The organism is Proteus sp. PR00224, assembly GCF_016238105.1.
Taxonomy (GTDB): Bacteria; Pseudomonadota; Gammaproteobacteria; order Enterobacterales; family Enterobacteriaceae; genus Proteus.
The window spans coordinates 279,771-300,113 of sequence record NZ_JAEHQU010000004.1 but is presented as its reverse complement, the minus strand read 5'-3'; the positions used below and the strand labels follow the sequence as shown (position 1 = coordinate 300,113).

Annotated in this window: 16 protein-coding genes; 3 read left to right on the top strand and 13 right to left on the bottom strand. The window is 37.8% G+C overall.

The window, feature by feature from the left end; genetic code table 11:
* Nucleotides 1-4: 4 nt before the first annotated feature.
* Entirely contained in the window at nt 5-778 is a 774-nt protein-coding gene (cmoM, locus tag JEP71_RS09935) for a tRNA uridine 5-oxyacetic acid(34) methyltransferase CmoM (RefSeq protein WP_198620506.1), read from the bottom strand.
* Nucleotides 779-1,153: 375 nt separating this feature from the next.
* On the opposite strand from cmoM, the gene elyC reads away from it, so the two are divergent.
* A complete protein-coding gene (elyC, locus tag JEP71_RS09930; RefSeq protein WP_198626169.1) occupies nt 1,154-1,981 on the top strand; it encodes an envelope biogenesis factor ElyC in 828 nt (275 codons plus the stop codon).
* 87 nt (nt 1,982-2,068) lie between these two features.
* On the opposite strand, the gene kdsB is transcribed toward elyC, so the two are convergent.
* From kdsB to serC, 11 genes are all read right to left on the bottom strand, one after another.
* Nucleotides 2,069-2,830 carry a 3-deoxy-manno-octulosonate cytidylyltransferase gene (gene kdsB / locus JEP71_RS09925; RefSeq protein WP_072069670.1) on the bottom strand — a complete coding sequence of 254 codons (762 nt, stop codon included), beginning with the start codon at nt 2,828-2,830 and terminating at the stop codon, nt 2,069-2,071.
* 4 nt (nt 2,831-2,834) lie between these two features.
* The gene (locus tag JEP71_RS09920) at nt 2,835-3,014 is read right to left on the bottom strand and encodes a Trm112 family protein (protein ID WP_004244593.1); all 180 of its coding nucleotides are present in this window, start codon (nt 3,012-3,014) and stop codon (nt 2,835-2,837) included.
* 415 nt (nt 3,015-3,429) lie between these two features.
* Complete coding sequence (locus tag JEP71_RS09915) at nt 3,430-3,645, bottom strand: cold-shock protein (protein ID WP_023581324.1); 216 nt, start codon at nt 3,643-3,645, stop codon at nt 3,430-3,432.
* Between the two features lie 514 nt (nt 3,646-4,159).
* Nucleotides 4,160-5,149: a tetraacyldisaccharide 4'-kinase gene (gene lpxK, locus JEP71_RS09910; protein WP_198620504.1), complete on the bottom strand. Its 990-nt coding sequence runs from the start codon at nt 5,147-5,149 to the stop codon at nt 4,160-4,162.
* Nucleotides 5,146-6,891: a lipid A ABC transporter ATP-binding protein/permease MsbA gene (gene msbA / locus JEP71_RS09905; protein WP_109373525.1), complete on the bottom strand. Its 1,746-nt coding sequence runs from the start codon at nt 6,889-6,891 to the stop codon at nt 5,146-5,148. The genes lpxK and msbA overlap by 4 nt, the downstream gene beginning before the upstream one ends.
* A gap of 36 nt (nt 6,892-6,927) precedes the next feature.
* Nucleotides 6,928-9,279, bottom strand: a complete 2,352-nt coding sequence (locus tag JEP71_RS09900) for a DNA internalization-related competence protein ComEC/Rec2 (protein WP_442958811.1) — start codon at nt 9,277-9,279, stop codon at nt 6,928-6,930.
* Between the two features lie 431 nt (nt 9,280-9,710).
* A complete protein-coding gene (gene ihfB / locus JEP71_RS09895; RefSeq protein WP_006537420.1) occupies nt 9,711-9,998 on the bottom strand; it encodes an integration host factor subunit beta in 288 nt (95 codons plus the stop codon).
* A gap of 64 nt (nt 9,999-10,062) precedes the next feature.
* The gene (gene rpsA / locus JEP71_RS09890; protein ID WP_006537421.1) at nt 10,063-11,736 is read right to left on the bottom strand and encodes a 30S ribosomal protein S1; all 1,674 of its coding nucleotides are present in this window, start codon (nt 11,734-11,736) and stop codon (nt 10,063-10,065) included.
* Nucleotides 11,737-11,909: 173 nt separating this feature from the next.
* Nucleotides 11,910-12,596 (bottom strand): (d)CMP kinase, encoded by a 687-nt coding sequence (gene cmk, locus JEP71_RS09885; RefSeq protein ID WP_098943727.1) that lies wholly within the window; start codon nt 12,594-12,596, stop codon nt 11,910-11,912.
* Nucleotides 12,597-12,908: 312 nt separating this feature from the next.
* On the bottom strand, nt 12,909-14,195 hold the full coding sequence (gene aroA / locus JEP71_RS09880; RefSeq protein WP_198626167.1) for a 3-phosphoshikimate 1-carboxyvinyltransferase: 1,287 nt from the start codon (nt 14,193-14,195) through the stop codon (nt 12,909-12,911).
* 196 nt (nt 14,196-14,391) lie between these two features.
* Entirely contained in the window at nt 14,392-15,480 is a 1,089-nt protein-coding gene (serC, locus tag JEP71_RS09875; protein ID WP_196533048.1) for a 3-phosphoserine/phosphohydroxythreonine transaminase, read from the bottom strand.
* A 136-nt stretch (nt 15,481-15,616) separates the two neighbouring features.
* Here serC and JEP71_RS09870 point away from each other — a divergent pair, with 136 nt between their 5' ends.
* On the top strand, nt 15,617-17,050 hold the full coding sequence (locus JEP71_RS09870) for an MFS transporter (RefSeq protein WP_198620501.1): 1,434 nt from the start codon (nt 15,617-15,619) through the stop codon (nt 17,048-17,050).
* A gap of 69 nt (nt 17,051-17,119) precedes the next feature.
* Here JEP71_RS09870 and ansB read toward each other — a convergent pair whose 3' ends face one another.
* Nucleotides 17,120-18,157: an L-asparaginase 2 gene (ansB, locus tag JEP71_RS09865; protein WP_198626166.1), complete on the bottom strand. Its 1,038-nt coding sequence runs from the start codon at nt 18,155-18,157 to the stop codon at nt 17,120-17,122.
* Nucleotides 18,158-18,387: 230 nt separating this feature from the next.
* On the opposite strand from ansB, the gene ycaO reads away from it, so the two are divergent.
* Nucleotides 18,388-20,145, top strand: coding sequence for a 30S ribosomal protein S12 methylthiotransferase accessory factor YcaO (gene ycaO / locus JEP71_RS09860; RefSeq protein WP_198620528.1), 1,758 nt, complete (start codon nt 18,388-18,390; stop codon nt 20,143-20,145).
* Nucleotides 20,146-20,343: the final 198 nt, after the last annotated feature.

Below are 20,343 nucleotides of genomic sequence, written 5' to 3'. Positions count from 1 at the left end.
ATCCTTAATTTACACGCTTTTGTGCCATGACATGAATGTAACGCCCCAGACTGATATAGGGCTCTTGCCGACAATATCGTTGCTCTAATGCAAGCAACGATGGAAAATCTTTATTTTGTAACTGACGACTTTGCAAATAATCATGGAAAACACGAACACCCGTTTTTCCCAATATTGTCATCGAAAACTCATCTAGCCATTGATAAACATCTTCTGGTTGTAATGGATTTTGAGGTGATAGCGATTTTTTTCTTCTACGTGGGATCTCAGGATTTGCCAGATGAAAATTCCCTAAAATCGCATTTCTCATGACAATACCATTCGCATTGTAAAACATTAGCGATAAGATACCATTAGGTAGCAACATATCGGTAAGAACATTTACGGCGTCTTTCTGATCCGTGATCCATTCCAATACTGCATGAAATAGAATTAAGTCAACCCCTTCATCTATATGCTCTTTAATCTCTTGAGCCGCACAACAAATAAACATCATGTTCTCGATGACACCCTCTTCAATCGCAGCTTCTTGTGCGCGATTAAGCATCTCTTGTGATAAATCACATAAGATAATTTGGTGTCCTAATTTAGCAAGCTGACGAGAGAAATAACCTTCACCTCCACCTGCATCTAAAATACGCAAACTTCGGTTAGGTAAAAGGGTCAATAATTGTTGTAAATCTTCCCAAATCACCGCTTGACGTATTTTACCCTTTGTTGTGCCATAGATATTGCGGGAGAATTTATCTGCAATATCGTCAAAATTACGATCTGACATTAAAACGCCTCATGATAACAACTTACTACTTGCGCTCTCTGCGTTCTGATAAATTCAAAAATATGAGACACTGTACATTAATAAAGACGGCAATTTTACCAGTGTTCTATGATACTGACTGTTTTCTCTAAAGAAATAAGTCATGAATCAGACTATTCGCAAAGCGCAGTACAAATATAACGCTTATTAATGAAAAAATTAACGTTCAAACGTTTATCGTTTTATAAATAATTAAACGGTTCTTTATTTCTATTGATGAAAACTTAGTGAATCGTTGTTGTGTTAGCTATTTTGACACAACGTCTTGGAATTCCCCTAGTTTTCACTAAACTTTCGCTATCAATTGCATGTATTTCACTCAATCTAGGATGATTTATGCTGTTTTTGCTCAAAAAATATGTTGCAGGCTTTCTGATGCCCTTGCCTTTGCTCTTATTAATCGCCTTTTTTGCATTAGCACTACTTTGGTTTACACGTTGGCAAAAAACCGGAAAAAGCCTACTCACTGTTGCGCTTGTTCTGTTAACTATTCTAGGCATACAACCTGTTGCCGATACACTATTAATGCCAAGTGAAAAAGAGTATCAAGCTCGTTATGAATTACGAGAAAATTCGCCACAAGATGTGAACTACATTGTTGTTTTAGGTGGTGGATTTACTTATAACCCAGAATGGGCACCAAGTTCTAATCTTCTTAACAATAGTTTGTTTCGTGTTGCTGAAGGTGTAAGACTTTATTATCGCAATCCCAATTCGACACTGATTTTTACAGGGGGAGCAGGTGTTAATCAGATAAGTAGTGCAGAGGTAGCGGCTCAGGTGGCACAATCTTTAGGTGTACCTGCGGATAAAACTATCGCATTATCAACACCGAAAGATACAGAAGAAGAAGCCTATGAAGTTGATAAATTAATTGGAAAGAAACCATTTTTGCTTGTGACGTCTGCCAACCATTTAGCACGCGCTGAACGTTTCTTTTTAGCGCGAGGCATGAACCCTATCGTTGCGCCAGCTAACCAATTGGCTATCACTTCACCATTACATCCTTGGGAGAAATATTTTCCCTCCGCCACTTATTTTCAGCACAGTGAACGTGCATGGTATGAGTTTTTAGGATCGATGTGGCAATCAATAAAACCGGCTGGACAACCCGCCACTATTCCTGGAAATGAAGATCATCAATCTGATAAAGAAAAAAGCTAATAATTAAAAATATCTTTGCTGAGTGAGACAAAAACGGCACTTAATTAAAATTAAGTGCCGTTGATATTATTTGTTGTCGCTCAAAGACTAAAATTCTTGGTTAAGCGCTCGATATGCCGCTCTTGCTGCGACAAGATCATCTTGTGTATCTACACCCACACCAGGAACTTCTAATGCTTTTGCAACATGGATTTTTTCACCGTACCACAGCACACGCAGTTGCTCTAACATTTCAATAGATTCTAATGGGCTTGGTTCCCAAGTAATATATCGACGTATAAAGCCCGCACGGTAAGCATAGATGCCAATATGGCGAAGATAATGCTCACCAATTTCATCATGTGATAAATTAAAACGGTCTCTTTCCCAAGGAATGGTTGCACGAGAGAAATAAAGTGCAAAACCTTTTGCATCCATCACGACTTTCACCGCGTTAGGATTAAAAGCTTCTTTTGAGTCAACAATAGGCACCGCTAATGTTGCCATTCCTGCACCACAATTTGCTAAGTTTTCAGCAACTTGGGTAATAATAGCGGGTGGAATAAGAGGCTCATCACCTTGTACGTTAACGATTATTTCATCATCTGCAAATTGATATTTTTCAATGACTTCTGCTAAACGTTCTGTACCTGAATGGTGATCTTCGCGAGTCATACACGCTTCCCCGCCCGCTTTTTCAACTGCTGCAACAACATCTAAGTTATCGGTTGCAACAATGACGCGGTTTGCACCAGAGCGCATAGCCTGTTCCATCACACGAACAATCATAGGTTTGCCATGAATATCCGCGAGGGGTTTACCCGGTAAACGGGTCGATGCATATCGACCTGGGATAATGACCGTGAACATGAAGTTACTTTTCCTCTTCTAGTGATAATTCTCTTGCTTCATTCTCCAGAAGAACGGGGATATTGTCACGAACAGGATAAGCTAAATGATCAATTTTGCAGATAAGCTCTGAGTTTTCTTTATCAAAGATAAGTTTGCCGTGGCAAACTGGGCAAGCAATAATTTCAAGTAAGCGGTGATCCATTTTGTCCCTCTCAAGGGTTAATCATTTTATATGGCAAAAGGATATCATAAGGAAGGATCAGCGTTAATACTCAAAACCTCTCGTTTAGTGATAATTCGAAAATTATTTTAGTTATTAATAAATTTATTATTTTCTCTTTTACTATAAGCAACAAAAAAGCCACATTAGTGTGGCTTTTTATCGTTGAGTCTGCAACATCATTAATAAAGAATTACATTCAGCTTTTATTGATAATAATTTAACCTTTTTATTATCTTTATTGCATTCTAATTAACGAAATGACTCTTTTATATTACTTATTCAGCTTGGTGGTAAACTATTTCCGCCTACCTACCCAAAAATAGGCATAAACGATAATTTAATCTCAATGTTAAACTACCGTTTTATCTACAACTTTAACAAGGCTAAACCTTATTTAAAATCCAATAACATCAGCGGCTTCTAAACCTGCTGCTGTTCTGATAACAGAAAACTCAACGTCTTGACCTTCTGTTAATGCTTTATTTTTTGTATTGGCAATCGCTTTTTTATTGACATAAACTTCTTGTTCAATGTCTCTTGCAACAATAAGACCATAACCCTTGTTATTGTCAAACCATTTTACGCGACCCATTCTTAATTGTAATGTCATGATAGATAAACTCCTTTTGTTCTTTGTATAGTTTTATTTTCCTATACAAATGCATCCTACTTTTTATTAAGTCTTCTTATATAAAACCCCAATTAAATTCTGAACACATTAATTTAAGTAGTGCATTTTATTATTCAATATAAATGTTCAAAATCGTGATAGCTAAGCTTAATAAATATCTTAAAGCACAATAAATATTTACAGTATCAATATGACAAAAAGATGACATATTGATATTTATTGAGCACTGATAAAAAAGATAACCGAATATAGAGATAACTAGTCACCATCAAAAATGGTTTTTATTATTCATAGTGCACAAAAGCCAACGCTATTCACTGCACAAAATATTAACCCTACATTCAAGATCTACAAACTCTCCACACAAGGCTTTTGAGTAGATAGGGTAATTGCGAGTTAAATTGAACTACGACAAAAGCGATATGCAACTGTAGGTAGGTAATCTTTTATGTAACGCTATCCTGATTTCCACTATAAATATCATTGTTTCAGATCAGATACAAGTTTTTTTCGAGCCGTAAATTAAATTGCTGACTTGTTTTAGCACAGATTGACTATTTAATTCAGCGCTAACGGGTAAATACCACCAATTATCTTGCGCAAAATGCTGACATTTAACGGCATCTTTTTCTGTCATAATAAGGGGTTCTAAATCTGGCGTTAGATCCTGTAATTCTTGAGCGCTATAATCACTATGATCACTAAATGCTTTTGTTGTGATTAACTCTATCCCTTTTTCATGTAAAGAGTTAAAGAATCGAGGTGGATGACCAATTCCAGCAATAGCAACAGCCTTTTTAATTTGCTGAACAGGTTTCTTTTCTCCCGTTTTAAGATTAACAGCAATATCACCTTCCAGTACCATGCTTATCTCGTTACCTTGGCTTACTCCGCCATTAACGATAATTGCATCTACTGAATTTAAGCGCCCTGCACGCTCCCGCATAGGTCCTGCTGGTAACCACCAACCATTGCCAAACCGACGTTGGCCATCAATAACAACAATTTCATAATCACGCTGTAATGCATAATGCTGTAAACCATCATCAGTGATGATCACATCAAGCTCATATTGAGCTAATAACGCTTTTACTGCATCTCGTCGATTAGGTGCAACCGCAACGGGAGCACCTGTTCGATGATGAATCAATACAGGTTCATCACCTGCCATAGAAGGTGATGTATCGGATGTCAAAAGTAATGGATAATGGTCTGATTTCCCGCCGTAACCACGAGACACAACACCTGGTTTAAATCCCTGCTGTATTAATTGCTCAACAAGCCATATCACAACAGGTGTTTTACCATTCCCACCTGCAGTTAAGTTGCCAACAACCACAACAGGAACAGGGGCTTTCCATGATGCTAACCACCCTTTTTGATATGCAAAACGCCTTAGCAGTGTGATCGCACCATACAACCATGAGAATGGAAGCAACAGGATATAAAACCAAGATTTACCAGACCAAATCCGTTCAATCATTTGCCAAATTGCATCCTATGAAGTTGAGCATAAATACCTTTTTTCTCAATCAAATCAAGATGTGCGCCGCGTTCAATAATTTCACCGTCTTCAATAACTAATATTTCATCCGCTTTCTCAATCGTTGATAAACGGTGAGCAATCACTAAAGAAGTTCTATTCTTCTGTAGTTCATCAAGTGCTGACTGGATAGCACGCTCTGATTCTGTATCTAGTGCTGATGTTGCCTCATCAAGAATAAGAATTGGTGAATCTCGCAATAACGCTCTTGCAATTGCAATACGCTGACGTTGTCCGCCTGAAAGTAGCACACCATTTTCACCAATTTCAGTATCTAAGCCTTTATCCATTTTTTGGATAAAATCCATCGCATGTGCCATTTTCGCCGCTTTTTCAATATCTTCACGGGTATACTGATCTTCACAAGCATAGACAATATTGTTTGCTACAGTTTCATTAAAAAGATGCACATTTTGAGAAACCAGAGCCACTTGATTACGCAAAGATTTCAATGTGTATTCACGAATATCATGACCATTAATCAATATCTCACCTTCATTAATGTCATAAAAACGTGTGATCAGGTTTGCAATCGTAGATTTACCCGAACCTGAGCGTCCAACTAATGCAACAGTTTTCCCAGCTGGAATAGTAAATGACATATTTTTTAAAGCTGGTGTATCTTTCGTCACATATTGGAAAGTGACATTGCGAAACTCAATATCACCAGTCGGTTTCTTCAGCTCTAATTTACCTGTGTCTTTTTCTTGCTCCATATCGAGGATAGCAAATAGCGTCTGACAAGCAGCCATACCACGCTGAAATTGAGCATTCACATTAGTCAGCGATTTCAATGGACGCATTAATGCAACCATTGAGGAGAAAACAACCGTTATTGTACCAGCTGTTAATGTATCCATAATTTCAGGGAAACTTGCTGCATATAGGACAAATGCTAATGCGAAAGAAGCAATCAATTGAATAATAGGATCTGAAATTGACGACGCAACAACCATACGCATACCTTGACGGCGAATATGATTGCTCACATGGTTAAAGCGTTTATTTTCAACTTCTTGACCATTGAAAATCAGAACTTCTTTATGCCCTTTTAGCATTTGTTCTGCACTAGTTGTCACTTGCCCCATGCTATTTTGAATTCGTTTGCTGATCGTTCTAAAGCGAGTCGATACTAAACGAATAACAAAAGCAACAATAGGCGCGATAACGATAAGGATCAGAGACAATTGCCAGCTATAGTAAAACATCAAACAGAATAGCCCGATGATATAGGCACCTTCACGTACAACAGTAATTAATGCACCTGATGATGAAGAGGCAACTTGTTCTGAATCATATGTGATACGGGAGAGTAAAGTCCCTGTTGATTGCTGATCGAAAAAGCTCACCGGCATTCCCATAATATGGGAAAACAGTCGGCGACGCATATTCATTACCACTTTTCCTGATACCCAAGAAAGACAGTAACTTGAAATAAAGTTAGATATACCACGCAGAACTATCAGTCCAATAACGGCAAAAGGCATCCATTTTAATACGTCATTACTCGCTTTACCAAAACCTTCATCAAGAAGCGGTTTTAATAAAGAAATCATAAATGCATCCACGCCCGCATTGATAATTAATGCAATTGCAGCAGTGATTAAACCCGCTTTGAAAAGTCGGATCATTGGCCATAGGCGGCGGAATGTTTGCCACGTTGATAGATCTATATCATTCATATATATTACCAAACTTTTAATAATTAGCCGGACATTCTACTCGGGAAACGTCAAAACACCAAACCACTGATGATACCAACGAGGTAAAATATCTCGTCTATAGGTAAATACATCAATATTATCTTGATTAAACTCGATAGAAACTTGCCCACTAATAGAGGTTGTTAGCCAATTAATAGCTTCTTTTTTATAGCGATGATGTACTTTATCAGAAGGTAAACGCCAAGGGCTATAACGAGCAGCAGAAACAAGTGCAATTTTTGGTGATACAGCTTGAATAAACATCAATGTGGATGATGTTTGACTACCATGATGAGGGACTTGTAAAACATCTGCTTTCAGTTGTTCTTTTTTTACTCTTACCAATTGAGCTTCAGCTTCTTTCTCTATATCTCCAGTCAAAAGAATATTGTGTTTACCATCGCTGACATTAATTACACAGGATTGATTATTCTTCGGAGAAAGTGATTTATTCGGTGGCCATAATGCATCAAATTGAAGCTCTTTCCACTGCCATGATTTATTGCTTAAGCAAGGTAAATGCGAAGGATCGTCAAAACTACTACGAATGCTTAAGTTAGGATAAGCTTTTATTAAATCTTTAATACCACCCGTATGATCAAGATGATCATGACTAATTATCAATGCAACGGGTTTAAGTCGATGGCTTTTTAAATAAGGAATAATGACACTTTTTGCAATTGAACCACCACTTTTCCAACGTATTCCAGTGTCATAAATAATTGCCTCTCCTTCTTTTTCAATAATAATCGCTAAACCATGCCCAACATCTAGCATAGACATTCGCCATTGATAGCGTGAAGAAGCGGCGAATTCACAATATAAAATAGTAGCAATAGCCACAATACAAATAAAATGATGATACCACCATGACATTTTGATGACTAAAATAATACCAATTCCCAAAAATCCTAATAATAAGGGGATAGCGCCACTATCTTGCCAAAATGGTAAAAATAATGGAGCACACCAAAAAGCAAGGTTTATTGAAAGATCAACCCAATGCCAAATTATCGGTTGAAAAAATGAGAGAAAAAATGTCAATAATCCAAGCATTATTAATGGTACAGTAATAAAAGAAATAACAGGAACCGCCCATAAATTAACAATAAAACTAAAAAAATTAGCACCACTAAATAAATATAATTGAAATGGTAATAAAATAATTAATAAACCAAATTGTAAATGTACTAATCTTAAAATAAACCACCGTTTTTGATAATTATATTTAGCTTTTAATGGGTACATCCAATACCAAAAAATAATGGCGAATATAGCAGAAAATGAGAGCCAAAAACTGGCTGAAAGTATAGAAAGAGGTTCAACAATAAGAATGAGTGCAGCACTCCAAAGTGCCCATTGCCACGGTAAAAATAATCGGCTCCCCCAATGCAAAATCACCCAAACGGTTAATCCAATAACAGCTCTTGTTGCTGGTATTCCCCAACCCGATAACGCGGCATAGAAAACACCACATAGCCAAGCTATAACTAATGGAAATTGTGGATTAATCCATCTAATAGGAAAAAGAAATTGAATACCTCTTGCAATAACCCAACCAGCAAAGGCAGCTAAACCTATATGTAAACCCGATATCACAATTAAATGTGCAACTCCTGTTTTCATATAGAGATCTTTTTTTTCAGGTTCGATATATCGCTTATCACCTAAGACTAAAGCAATTATTTCACCTTTATTTTTTGCTGTTTGCCAATAAGCTGAGATGGTCTGAATAAGCTGAATACGCAGTGATATATCATCTCGGATAAACTTAGCCGTCATCACTTTACCCGTTAGAGTTTCTTTCATAGAAACGGCATATTTTTGGCTATCAAACCCACCTTCATTTAAATAGCTATGTACAGCTCTGAATTGAATCTTAAACTTCCAATATTGCCCTACCGCTATATTTTTAGGCGGATTTCGCCAATACACGTTAGCGTAAACAGATGATGAAAAGAGCGTTTTTTTCGTAATAGGTATTTTGATAATAATATTACCATCTGCTAATTGGCGATATCCCATAACTTTGGTTTCAAATGTTGCCATATTATCAGCAAACTGTTCCGTTCTCGTCATTAACGATGACGCAGCCATATTTGAATAAACCCAGAAAAACAGAAATATTGCTAAAAATCGGAATGAGCAAAAAGGAACAAATAATAGAAATAGAGCAACTAGAATAATAATAGAATAAATAGTTTGACTAAAAAGTGTATGTTGAGCTAATAACGGTAAGCAACCTAATATCATTGCTAAAGCAATATTATCTAAAGTTAACTTTGTGAAATAGAGTTTTTGAAAATAGGTTGAATGAAAGCACCTCCGTTTTATTGATACCACCCTTAACTCAAAAAAATTTATCATTCGATTCAATAAAATCATTTTCAGCATCCTTACCTTCAATCATTCTTTAAATATCATGATATTACCATTCAGTTAAAGAAAGACGTTTAGGTCATTTTTTAGCGATGCTTTATAAAAAGAAAAAGATCTCTTGTTGCATACAATGAATTTTGAGAAGAAACTCGTAAAAAGCAAAACAACTAAGTGATACAGGTAATTAAATAGAGAAATTACAACTAAAGCAGAATACAGTAGTAAAGAAGAAGTAAGAAAGGTAGGTACTAGTGGGATAAAGTAAATAGAGCAAATCAATCAATTCAAGATCAGAGATTGAAGAAGATTAGAGAGCAGAAAAATACGCTAAAAGTCATAATAATTGGTAATAAAAAAACGGCACCTAAGCACCGTTTTTGAGAAAGTTAACTAACATCGTGCCATTTCGACAGGAGTTATTATTCCGTATAAATGTTTACACGGTCACGTAACTCTTTACCTGGCTTAAAGTGTGGAACGTATTTACCTTCCAGATCTACTTTATCACCAGTCTTCGGGTTACGACCCGTACGCGGCGCACGGTAGTGTAGAGAAAAACTGCCGAATCCGCGGACTTCGATACGCTCACCATCAGCTAAAGTATCAGCCATATGATCAAGCATTTCTTTTACAGCTTCTTCAACCGTCTTAGCCGAAAGATGAGATTGTAGGCCTGCAAGTCTCTCGATTAACTCAGACTTGGTCATATTACCTCCCTAAACTACCGATAAATAGGCAACGATTAACGTTGCCTTCCGTTAATAACTTAAATTATTCGCCTTTAGCTGCTTTGAAAGCTTCAGCCATAGCGTTGTTTGAAAAACCAACTTCTTCTTTGTTGTTTACAGAAGCGATAGCGTCTTTCTCGTCTGCTTCGTCCTTAGCACGAACAGATAAGTTGATAACGCGGTTTTTACGGTCAACGCCAGTGTATTTAGCTTCTACAGCTTCGCCAACATTCAGAACCAGAGTTGCATCTTCAACGCGGTCACGTGAAGCTTCTGAAGCACGCAGGTAACCTTCAACACCGTCAGCTAATTCTACAGTTGCGCCTTTAGCGTCAACAGCAGTTACTTTACCAGAAACAATAGCACCTTTTTTGTGAGCAGACAGGTAATTATTGAATGGATCTTCTGATAATTGTTTAACGCCCAGTGAGATACGTTCACGTTCAGCATCAACTTGCAGAACTACAGCAGCGATTTCGTCGCCTTTTTTGTATTCACGAACTGCTTCTTCACCTGCAACATTCCAAGAAATGTCAGATAAATGAACCAGACCATCAATACCGCCGTCTAAACCGATGAAGATACCGAAGTCAGTGATAGACTTGATTTTACCTTCAACACGGTCGTTCTTGTTGTGAGTTTCTGCGAACTGCTGCCATGGGTTAGATTTGCACTGTTTCAGACCCAGTGAAATACGACGACGTTCTTCATCGATGTCAAGAACCATAACTTCAACAACATCACCAACGTTAACAACTTTAGATGGGTGAATGTTTTTGTTAGTCCAATCCATTTCAGAAACGTGTACCAGACCTTCAACGCCTTCTTCGATTTCTACGAAGCAACCGTAATCAGTCAGGTTAGTTACACGACCAGTCAGTTTAGTACCTTCTGGATAACGTTTAGCGATAGCTACCCATGGATCTTCGCCCAGTTGTTTCAGACCTAATGATACGCGAGTACGTTCACGGTCGAATTTCAGGACTTTAACAGTGATTTCGTCGCCAACATTGACAATTTCGCTTGGGTGTTTAACACGTTTCCAAGCCATGTCAGTGATGTGCAGTAAGCCGTCAACACCGCCCAGATCAACGAATGCACCGTAGTCAGTAAGGTTCTTAACGATACCTTTAACTTCCATGCCTTCTTGCAGGTTTTCTAATAACTGATCGCGTTCTGCGCTGTTTTCAGATTCGATAACCGCACGACGAGACACAACAACGTTGTTACGTTTTTGGTCTAATTTGATGACTTTGAACTCAAGCTCTTTGTTTTCCAGATGAGTTGTATCGCGAACTGGGCGAACGTCTACCAGTGAACCTGGTAAGAACGCACGAATGCCGTTCAGTTCAACAGTGAAACCACCTTTAACTTTACCGTTGATGATACCAACAACAGTTTCGTTTTCTTCGTAAGCTTTTTCCAGCATCAGCCACGCTTCGTGACGTTTAGCTTTCTCACGAGACAGAACGGTTTCACCGAAGCCATCTTCAACCGCGTCCAGAGCAACATCAATTTCGTCGCCCACTTGGATTTCTAATTCGCCTTGAGCGTTTTTGAATTGTTCTACAGGAATAGCAGATTCTGATTTCAGACCTGCATCAACCAGAACAACGTCTTTATCGATAGCAACTACAACGCCGCGAACGATAGCGCCAGGACGAGTTTCGATTGTTTTTAGGGATTCTTCAAAGAGTTGAGCAAAAGATTCTGTCATGTTAATGATCTTCAAGTAAATTTAATTAACGTCCATTTAGCATCCGGCCGAATGGGGTTGTTTCACATACCTCGTTACATCCTTTGTGACAAGGTCATCGGGCATTGTTGTGTTTTCATTAACACGTCAACCCGATTTTGATAATTACCTAGTATAAACGAAATAAAAATTAATTACGCTGATAATTGCAGATTTTTTTTAGCATAAGTCAACGATTTTTCAATGACTTCGTCAATAGACAAGCTTGTAGAATCGAGAATTAATGCATCTTTCGCCGCAACAAGTGGCGCAACAGCGCGATTCCGGTCACGGTAATCGCGTTCTTTTATCTCGGATAAAAGGCGCTCAAAGTTAACATTAAAGCCCTTTTCCTGCAACTGTAACATGCGACGACGCGCGCGCTCTTCTGCACTCGCTTCTAGAAATATTTTTACTTGAGCATCAGGAAAAACAATTGTGCCCATATCTCGACCATCTGCAATTAAGCCCGGCGCTGTACGAAATGCGCGTTGACGACGCAGTAATGCTTCTCTTACACGAGGAAAAGTCGCAGCTTGTGATGCCGTATTCCCAACTGTTTCTGTTCGAATTTCAGTTGAAACATCTTCACCTTCAAGAATGACACTTAAGCCATTCTCATTAGGAATAAAACGTACATCTAAATTTGCAGCCAGGGGAACTAAAGCATCTTCTGAGGTGATATCAACATGGTGATGTAAAGCCGCTAATGCCAATACACGATAAATAGCGCCAGAATCGAGTAAATGCCAGCCAAACGCTTTCGCTAATGCTTGGCATAATGTTCCTTTACCTGCTCCGCTAGGCCCATCAACAGTTATAACAGGGACGATAACCGCCATGAGTTTCTCCTTTTCGTGGGCACTGCATTTCTGTATTTGTTGCTCTTATTACATTGATATAATAGGCATTGTATTCAAACAGAGAAAAACAGTATTAATATATGCGCGACATTATACGCATACAATGTATAGGAAGAAACAAGCAGATAAGCACTAAAGGGTCTTATTTAATATTATTTTTTCGAGATAGTGTATTTTTTAGAAAAATTAATCTAATCACAATAAAAAATCGGCAGTATTGTTCTTTAAAAAGTCCAATACTACCGATTTAATTGATTTAATTTTGACTCATTTTAATTAATGATTTTCACATTAATTATTACGTTGAGAAAGTGTTTCTAATTTCTCAAAATAATCAGGGAAGGTTTTTGCAGTACATCCTGGATCAAGAATAGTAATTGGCGTATCTGAAAGTGCCACCAGCGAAAAACACATCGCAATGCGGTGATCATTATAAGTTTCGATATCCGCAGTGATTAACTGTTTTGGTGGCGTTACTTTTAAGTAGTCGTGCCCTTCTTCAACTATCGCACCTACTTTTTGTAACTCTGCTGCCATTGCCGCTAATCGGTCAGTTTCTTTTACACGCCAGTTATAGATATTACGGATAACAGTCTCACCTTCAGCAAAAAGTGCCGTGGTAGCAATGGTCATTGCTGCATCAGGGATAGTATTCATATCCATATCAATGCCTTTTAACGTTCCACGCTCACACTCTATATAGTCATCACCCCAGCGTACTTTTGCGCCCATTTTTTCAAGCACAGAAGCAAAATGGATATCCCCTTGTAAGCTATTTTTACCTATACCTGTAACTCGTACAGTGCCACCTTTAATGGCAGCAGCGGCTAAAAAGTAAGAAGCAGATGAAGCATCACCTTCTACAAGGTACTTTTCTGGTGATTGATATTGCTGCCCACCTTTTATAACAAAGCGTTGGTAGTCTTGATTTTCAATTTTCCCACCAAAGGTATTAATTAATGCTAAGGTAATATCAATGTAAGGTTTTGATACTAATTCGCCTTTAATAGTGATAATAGTATCTTGCTCAGCTAAAGGTGCCGTCATTAATAATGCAGTCAAAAATTGGCTAGAAACACGCCCATCAACCTCAACATTACCACCTAAAAAACCACCACATAAGCGAATTGGCGGATAATCTGTCTGTTCAAGGTAGTCAATTTTTGCGCCACCTTGGCGTAAAGCGTCAACTAAATGCCCAATTGGACGCTCTTTCATACGAGGTTCACCCGTAAGAATAATATCGTGCTCACCAAGACTTAATGCAGCCGCTAATGGGCGCATTGCTGTACCTGCATTACCTAAAAAGAGCTCTAATGGCGAATTTGTTTTAAACTTTCCCTCGAGCCCTTCAATATCACATACCGTATTGTTATTTGATAATTGATATTGCACACCTAACGCTTTTAATGCATTAAGCATATGACGAATATCATCACTATCTAATAAGTTGGTTAGACGAGTTTTACCTTTAGCTAAAGCCGCTAATAACAACGCACGGTTAGAGACACTTTTTGATCCTGGTAAATTAATAACACCTTCGATATGAGCGATAGGTTGTAATGTTAACGATTCCATAAACAGGTAAAAACTCCAATAGACAAATAAATTAAGAGGGATGTTATTTAATTAAATATAAAATTATTTAGATACTTATATTTTTATTTATTAATTCTGCACTAAGTAATTCAATTTTAATTATTAACATCTTGAATATTGAATGAATAAGAAAACCTGTATGTTAAGCAGATTTTCTTATTCTAAATTTTATTTCTTACGCATGGCGACGTTCAAAATCAGCCATAAAGTCAACTAATGCTTGAACACCTTCCAATGGCATTGCGTTATAAATTGAAGCACGCATACCACCTGATACACGGTGACCTTTTAATGCGACTAAACCTTGCGCTTCTGCCTCTTTTAGGAATACAGAATCCAACTCAGGAGAAGACATTTGGAAAGGTACATTCATTAGTGAACGATTCTCTGTGGCAACACGATTGATATAGAAATCACTATTATCAATTGCACTATAAAGAAGCGCTGCTTTTTCATAGTTACGTTTTGCCATCTCTTGCAAACCACCTTGCTCTTTCAGCCATTTAAAGACCATACCTGATAAATACCAAGCAAAGGTAGGTGGTGTATTAAACATGGAATCATTTTCAGCAAGCACAGTGTAATCAAACACGGAAGGCGTTTCTTTACGCGCTTTACCTAATAGATCTTCACGAATAATGACAATCGTTAAACCCGCAGGACCAATATTCTTTTGTGCACCCGCGTAGATAACACCAAAACGGCTAACATCTATCGGTTGAGATAAAATAGAAGATGAATAGTCAGCAATAACAATTTTGCTGTCATCAAAATCTGGCTCTTCATGAATGGCAATACCATCAATGGTTTCATTTGGGCAATAATGCACATAAGCAGCATCAGCACTTAATTGCCACTCTTTCATTGGCTTAACGCCAATTTTGCCATCAATTTCTGTTTTAATTTTAATGATATTCGGCGAACAATATTTTTCAGCTTCTTCGGCTGCACTTTTAGCCCAATAACCACCATCAATATAATCAGCGCTTGCTTTATCGCCTAATAAATTGAGAGGTAAAGCAGCAAAATGGCCACGAGCACCACCGTGGCAAAAAAGAATTTTATAGTTTTCTGGCACATTGAGAAGATCGCGAAGATCTTGTTCTGCCTGATGAGCAACCTCAAGAAACTCTTTACTGCGGTGGCTAATTTCCATAACCGAACGCCCAAGTTCATGCCAGTTGCATAATTCTAATTCTGCACGACGAAGGACTTCTGCCGGTAACATAGCCGGACCTGCACTAAAGTTATATACCTGACTCATTCAAATTCACCCTATCTGAATATGTTTTTACAAAATGACCTTTATCGGTTGTATCATTCCCGTTAAATTGGCGCAATGATTATTGTGAACTAACGCATAATATGCAGAGCATAAAAATAATGGTTAGGAGTGTTTTATGTCGGGGAGTGTAAATAAAAAAGAAGAAGCGAGCTGGGGAATGCTTCTTCATGGAAAAAATAGTCTAAAATCGCTCGCTTTGGCAGGAGGTGTCGCATTACATGCAATTAATGTCTATATTACGATCACAACGCTACCTTCAATTGTACGTGATATTGGTGGGCTTAATTTATATGCATGGAACACCACTGTTTTTATTCTGGCTTCAATTCTCTCTTCTGCATTAACTTCTCGATTACTGAGCGTACTTGCACCCCGCAATAGTTATCTTTTTGCCACAATTTGCTTTTTAGCAGGTTCTGTTATTTGTGCGACAGCACCCTCAATGCAGATATTACTTTTAGGGCGATTTATTCAAGGAGCTGGCGGAGGAATGTTGCTGGCTCTTGCTTACTCTTTAGTTCGGGTCATGTTTCCTCAACCACTTTGGTCTAGAGCCATGGCATTAATGTCTAGCATGTGGGGAATATCAACACTATTAGGCCCTGCGCTAGGTGGAATATTTGCTGAATATGATGTTTGGCGCGGTGCATTTTGGTCTATTTTATTTGTAGGTATTCCTTACGCTATTTTATTATTTACTATTCTTCCTACCGAAAATAATGCTGATAATATCGTCGCGAAAACCCCATTACCTTATCAGCAGCTTATTTTATTAATGCTTGCTGTATTATCTATTTCTATTGGTAGTCTTTATAACGTTATTTTATATAACGCCTTATCCTTTATATTTGCTTTGATCTTTATTCTCCTGTTAGTCAATATTGATAAAAAATCAAATGATGGCTTATTTCCTAGAGGGACATTTTCTTTTTCTGCACCGTTAGCACCCATATATTTCACAATGGCTTTATTAGGGATTAGTGTACAAACAGAAGTCTTTGTGCCCTATTTCTTGCAAATTATCCATAATGTTACCCCACTACTTTCAGGTTATTTAGCGGCATTGGTTGGTGCGGGTTGGTCTTTCTCTGCCATTGTGTCTTCATCAAGTAAACAATCTACTGCACAGCGGTTAATGCGTTTTGGCCCAATGATTAATTTTTCAGCCATTGTGATCCTCGGTTTATTTATCTCTAATGTTTTAACCGTACCTTATGGGCAGATTATCATTATTTGTATCGCTCTCTTTTTTACAGGTGCCGGAATTGGTATGGCATGGCCTCATTATTTAACCCGTGTTTTACACGTTTCTCAGGGACAAGAAGCTCAAAAAGCGGCAACATCCATTACCACTATTCAATTGTTTTCAACAGCTGTCGGTGCATCTATTTCAGGGACTGTGGTTAATATGGCAGGGTTAACAGATCCAGGAGGTATTCTTGGCGCGCAAAATGCTGCACATTGGCTGTTTATTGTGTTTGCTTTTACGCCGTTTGTGGCGTTTTTTACAGCGAAAGTTGTGGTATCTAGCGCTAAAAAGAATCAATGAATATGATGTGATTTTTAATATAACAAAGCCTCACGAATGAGGCCTTGTTATTATTTAGACTTGTTTAACTTAATACTTTTCAAAGTTTTCTTGAATTTTTGCAGGATCTTGAGTTTCAGTCAGTGATAACTGTAATAACACTCTCGCTTTTTGTGGATTTAAGCGCTCTGACGCAATAAAGCCATATTTTGCATCATCCACTTCACCATTTTGGGTGGTAAATCCTACTGGCACACGGCTTGCACGAACCACTGCAACACCTTTTTTCACGCCATCAGCTAAGGTATTAAAAATATCAGTATATAAGTTACCGTTACCCACACCTGCACTAACAATACCTTTGTAGCCATTATCAATAAAGGCTTTTGCTGGTAAATCAGACGCATTGGAGTAGTTATAAACAATACCAACTTTTGGCAATTCGGTTAGTTTGCTCACATCAAATGCGGCTTTATCTGCACGAGGTAATGCCGCAGTATAATAATGAACCTTACCGTTATGCACATAACCTTGAGCACCTGCGTTAACAGGCTGGAATGCTTGTACTTCAGTAGTATTCATTTTAACAACGTCTTTACCACTAATCACCGCGTTATTCATAGTGACTAACACACCACGATTTTCAGAGGCTTTATCACTGGCAATCACAACCGCATTAAATAAGTTTAAAGGGCCTTCAGCGCCTAATGCCGTAGCAGGACGCATTGCACCTACCATTACAACAGGTTTTTTACAAGCAGTTGTTAAATCAAGAAAATAAGCTGTTTCCTCCATGGTATCAGTACCATGTGTTATCACGAACCCGTCGGTTTTATCGCAATCTTCATTAATTTTTTTAGCGAGTTTTAACCAAACTTGGTCATTCATATCTTGAGAACCGATATTAACGACTTGCTCACCTTTTAAATTAGCCACTTGCTTCGCTTCAGGCACTGCATTGATCAACACATCAATGCCTAATTTACCTGCCGTATAGCTAGACTGTGTTGCTGAATCACCGCCGCCTGCAATCGTTCCACCTGTTGCAAGAATAGTGACATTAGGCAAAGCGAAAACAGAACCACTGATTACAGCTAACAAACTGGCAAGCAATGTTTTCTTCATCATTTTTTTCGATCCCTTATGAATTAATAAATAAATCTAATTATGATGATTTTTAATTATCAATTCCGTGATAAATCAAACGAATTTATTAAAAAAACTCATATATCAAATAAATAATGAGGCTTCTATATAGTTGGTTATTTTTCGACATAAGAAATCGTTAGTGCATTACAGGGGATTTCAGTATCATGTGCCCCCTAACTATCACCAGCAAAATATTGATGAAACCTGCCATGTCACAAACATTTATTCCTGGCAAAGATGCCGCACTGGAAGATTCTATCGCTAGCTTTCAGCAAAAATTAACCGACTTAGGATTTAACATTGAAGAAGCTTCATGGTTAAACCCTGTACCAAACGTTTGGTCTGTTCATATTCGCGATAAAGATTGCCCTTTATGTTTTACTAACGGTAAAGGCGCCAGCAAAAAGGCGGCATTAGCCTCTGCTCTAGGCGAATACTTTGAACGTCTTTCAACCAATTATTTCTTCTCTGATTTCTGGTTAGGTGCTGATATTGCAGAAGGTGAATTTGTTCATTATCCAAGTGAAAAATGGTTCCCACTAACAGAAGATGATTCTGTTCCCGCTGGCTTATTAGATGCGCGTTTACGCGAATTTTATGATCCAGAAGGTGAGTTATGTGGTAGTGAGTTAGTTGATTTACAATCAAGTAATCATGATCGCGGAATCTGTGCTCTGCCATTTATACGTCAATCTGATGAAAAACCTGTTTATATTCCTGTAAACATTATTGCTAATTTATATGCTTCTAATGGCATGTCAGCGGGAAATACAAAGAATGAAGCACGAGTTCAAGGGCTTTCTGAAGTTTTTGAACGTTATGTAAAAAATCGCATTATCACTGAGAGAATTAGCTTACCTGAAATTCCTAAAGAAGTTTTAGCTCGCTACCCTGCTGTTATTGAAGCGATTGAAACATTAGAGCAAGAAGGTTTCCCAATCTTTAGTTTTGATGCCTCTTTAGGCGGTCAATTCCCTGTTATTTGTGTCGTATTATTCAACCCACAAAATGGTACCTGTTTTGCCTCTTTTGGTGCTCACCCTGATTTTGGTGTGGCTTTAGAGCGTACTGTCACTGAATTATTGCAAGGCCGTAGCCTTAAAGATCTCGATGTCTTTAATCCGCCAAGCTTTGATGATGAAGAAGTTGGTGATCATACTAACCTTGAAACACACTTTATTGATTCAAGTGGTTTAATTAGTTGGGATCTATTTAAGAAAGATGCCGATTACGCATTTGTTGACTGGAACTTCAGTGGTACGACAGAAGAAGAGTTCCATACCTTAATGTCACTTTGCCAGCAGTGCGATGCAGAAGTCTATATCATGGACTACTCACACCTAGGTGTTTACGCTTGTCGTATTTTAGTACCGGGCTTATCTGATATTTATCCTGCTGAGGATTTACAATTAGCCAATAACATTATGGGTGTACATTGGCGTGACACCATTCTTTCTCTACCAACGAGCGAAGGCACTAAAGAAGAGTATCTTTCTCTTATTGGTCAATTTGATGAAGATGGTTTAGATGACTTTACACGTATCAGAGAGATGATTGGTATTGCTCCGGGCAAAGATAATGGTTGGAGCCATTTGCGTGTAGGTGAATTAAAATCAATGTTAGCGCTTGCGGGTGGCGATCTTGATCAAGCACTCGTTTGGGTTGAATGGACTCAAGACTTTAATGCTTCTTTATTTACGCCAGAGCGTCAAAACTATTATCGCTGTTTACACAATCTCTTATTATTACAACAAGAGACTGAACGTGAACCAGAACAATATATGTACGCATTTTCTCGTATGTATGGCGAAAAAACATTACAAGCAGCCTTAAATGCAATACAAGGCAAACAAGCATTTTACGGATTACAAACTATTGATCCTGATTTAGCTAATTTACCTGTTCATCAGTCATTACTTGCTGCCTATGAGAAATTACAGAAAGCAAAACGTCAATCGACTAAATAAGGCTATTTTGTTTAAGGTTATTTATTAAATAATAATTAACTTTAACTGAATAATAAGCGCGTATTTAAATTGAAACACTCTATTGAAAAGTAGAGTGTTTTATTTTTCTAAAAATAAAATATTGACAGATTTGTCATGTTGACAAATTTGCCATCTGACAAAATTGTCAAAATATGGCAAAAGTGACGATTTAAGGCA

What these genes read in the sequence shown, in the direction of transcription:
- cmoM (WP_198620506.1), bottom strand. Translation starts at nt 778, where the DNA reads ATGTCAGATCGTAATTTTGACGATATTGCAGATAAATTCTCCCGCAAT.
- elyC (WP_198626169.1), top strand. Translation starts at nt 1,154, where the DNA reads ATGCTGTTTTTGCTCAAAAAATATGTTGCAGGCTTTCTGATGCCCTTG.
- kdsB (WP_072069670.1), bottom strand. Translation starts at nt 2,830, where the DNA reads ATGTTCACGGTCATTATCCCAGGTCGATATGCATCGACCCGTTTACCG.
- JEP71_RS09920 (WP_004244593.1), bottom strand. Translation starts at nt 3,014, where the DNA reads ATGGATCACCGCTTACTTGAAATTATTGCTTGCCCAGTTTGCCACGGC.
- JEP71_RS09915 (WP_023581324.1), bottom strand. Translation starts at nt 3,645, where the DNA reads ATGACATTACAATTAAGAATGGGTCGCGTAAAATGGTTTGACAATAAC.
- lpxK (WP_198620504.1), bottom strand. Translation starts at nt 5,149, where the DNA reads ATGATTGAACGGATTTGGTCTGGTAAATCTTGGTTTTATATCCTGTTG.
- msbA (WP_109373525.1), bottom strand. Translation starts at nt 6,891, where the DNA reads ATGAATGATATAGATCTATCAACGTGGCAAACATTCCGCCGCCTATGG.
- JEP71_RS09900 (WP_442958811.1), bottom strand. Translation starts at nt 9,279, where the DNA reads ATGATAAATTTTTTTGAGTTAAGGGTGGTATCAATAAAACGGAGGTGC.
- ihfB (WP_006537420.1), bottom strand. Translation starts at nt 9,998, where the DNA reads ATGACCAAGTCTGAGTTAATCGAGAGACTTGCAGGCCTACAATCTCAT.
- rpsA (WP_006537421.1), bottom strand. Translation starts at nt 11,736, where the DNA reads ATGACAGAATCTTTTGCTCAACTCTTTGAAGAATCCCTAAAAACAATC.
- cmk (WP_098943727.1), bottom strand. Translation starts at nt 12,596, where the DNA reads ATGGCGGTTATCGTCCCTGTTATAACTGTTGATGGGCCTAGCGGAGCA.
- aroA (WP_198626167.1), bottom strand. Translation starts at nt 14,195, where the DNA reads ATGGAATCGTTAACATTACAACCTATCGCTCATATCGAAGGTGTTATT.
- serC (WP_196533048.1), bottom strand. Translation starts at nt 15,480, where the DNA reads ATGAGTCAGGTATATAACTTTAGTGCAGGTCCGGCTATGTTACCGGCA.
- JEP71_RS09870 (WP_198620501.1), top strand. Translation starts at nt 15,617, where the DNA reads ATGTCGGGGAGTGTAAATAAAAAAGAAGAAGCGAGCTGGGGAATGCTT.
- ansB (WP_198626166.1), bottom strand. Translation starts at nt 18,157, where the DNA reads ATGATGAAGAAAACATTGCTTGCCAGTTTGTTAGCTGTAATCAGTGGT.
- ycaO (WP_198620528.1), top strand. Translation starts at nt 18,388, where the DNA reads ATGTCACAAACATTTATTCCTGGCAAAGATGCCGCACTGGAAGATTCT.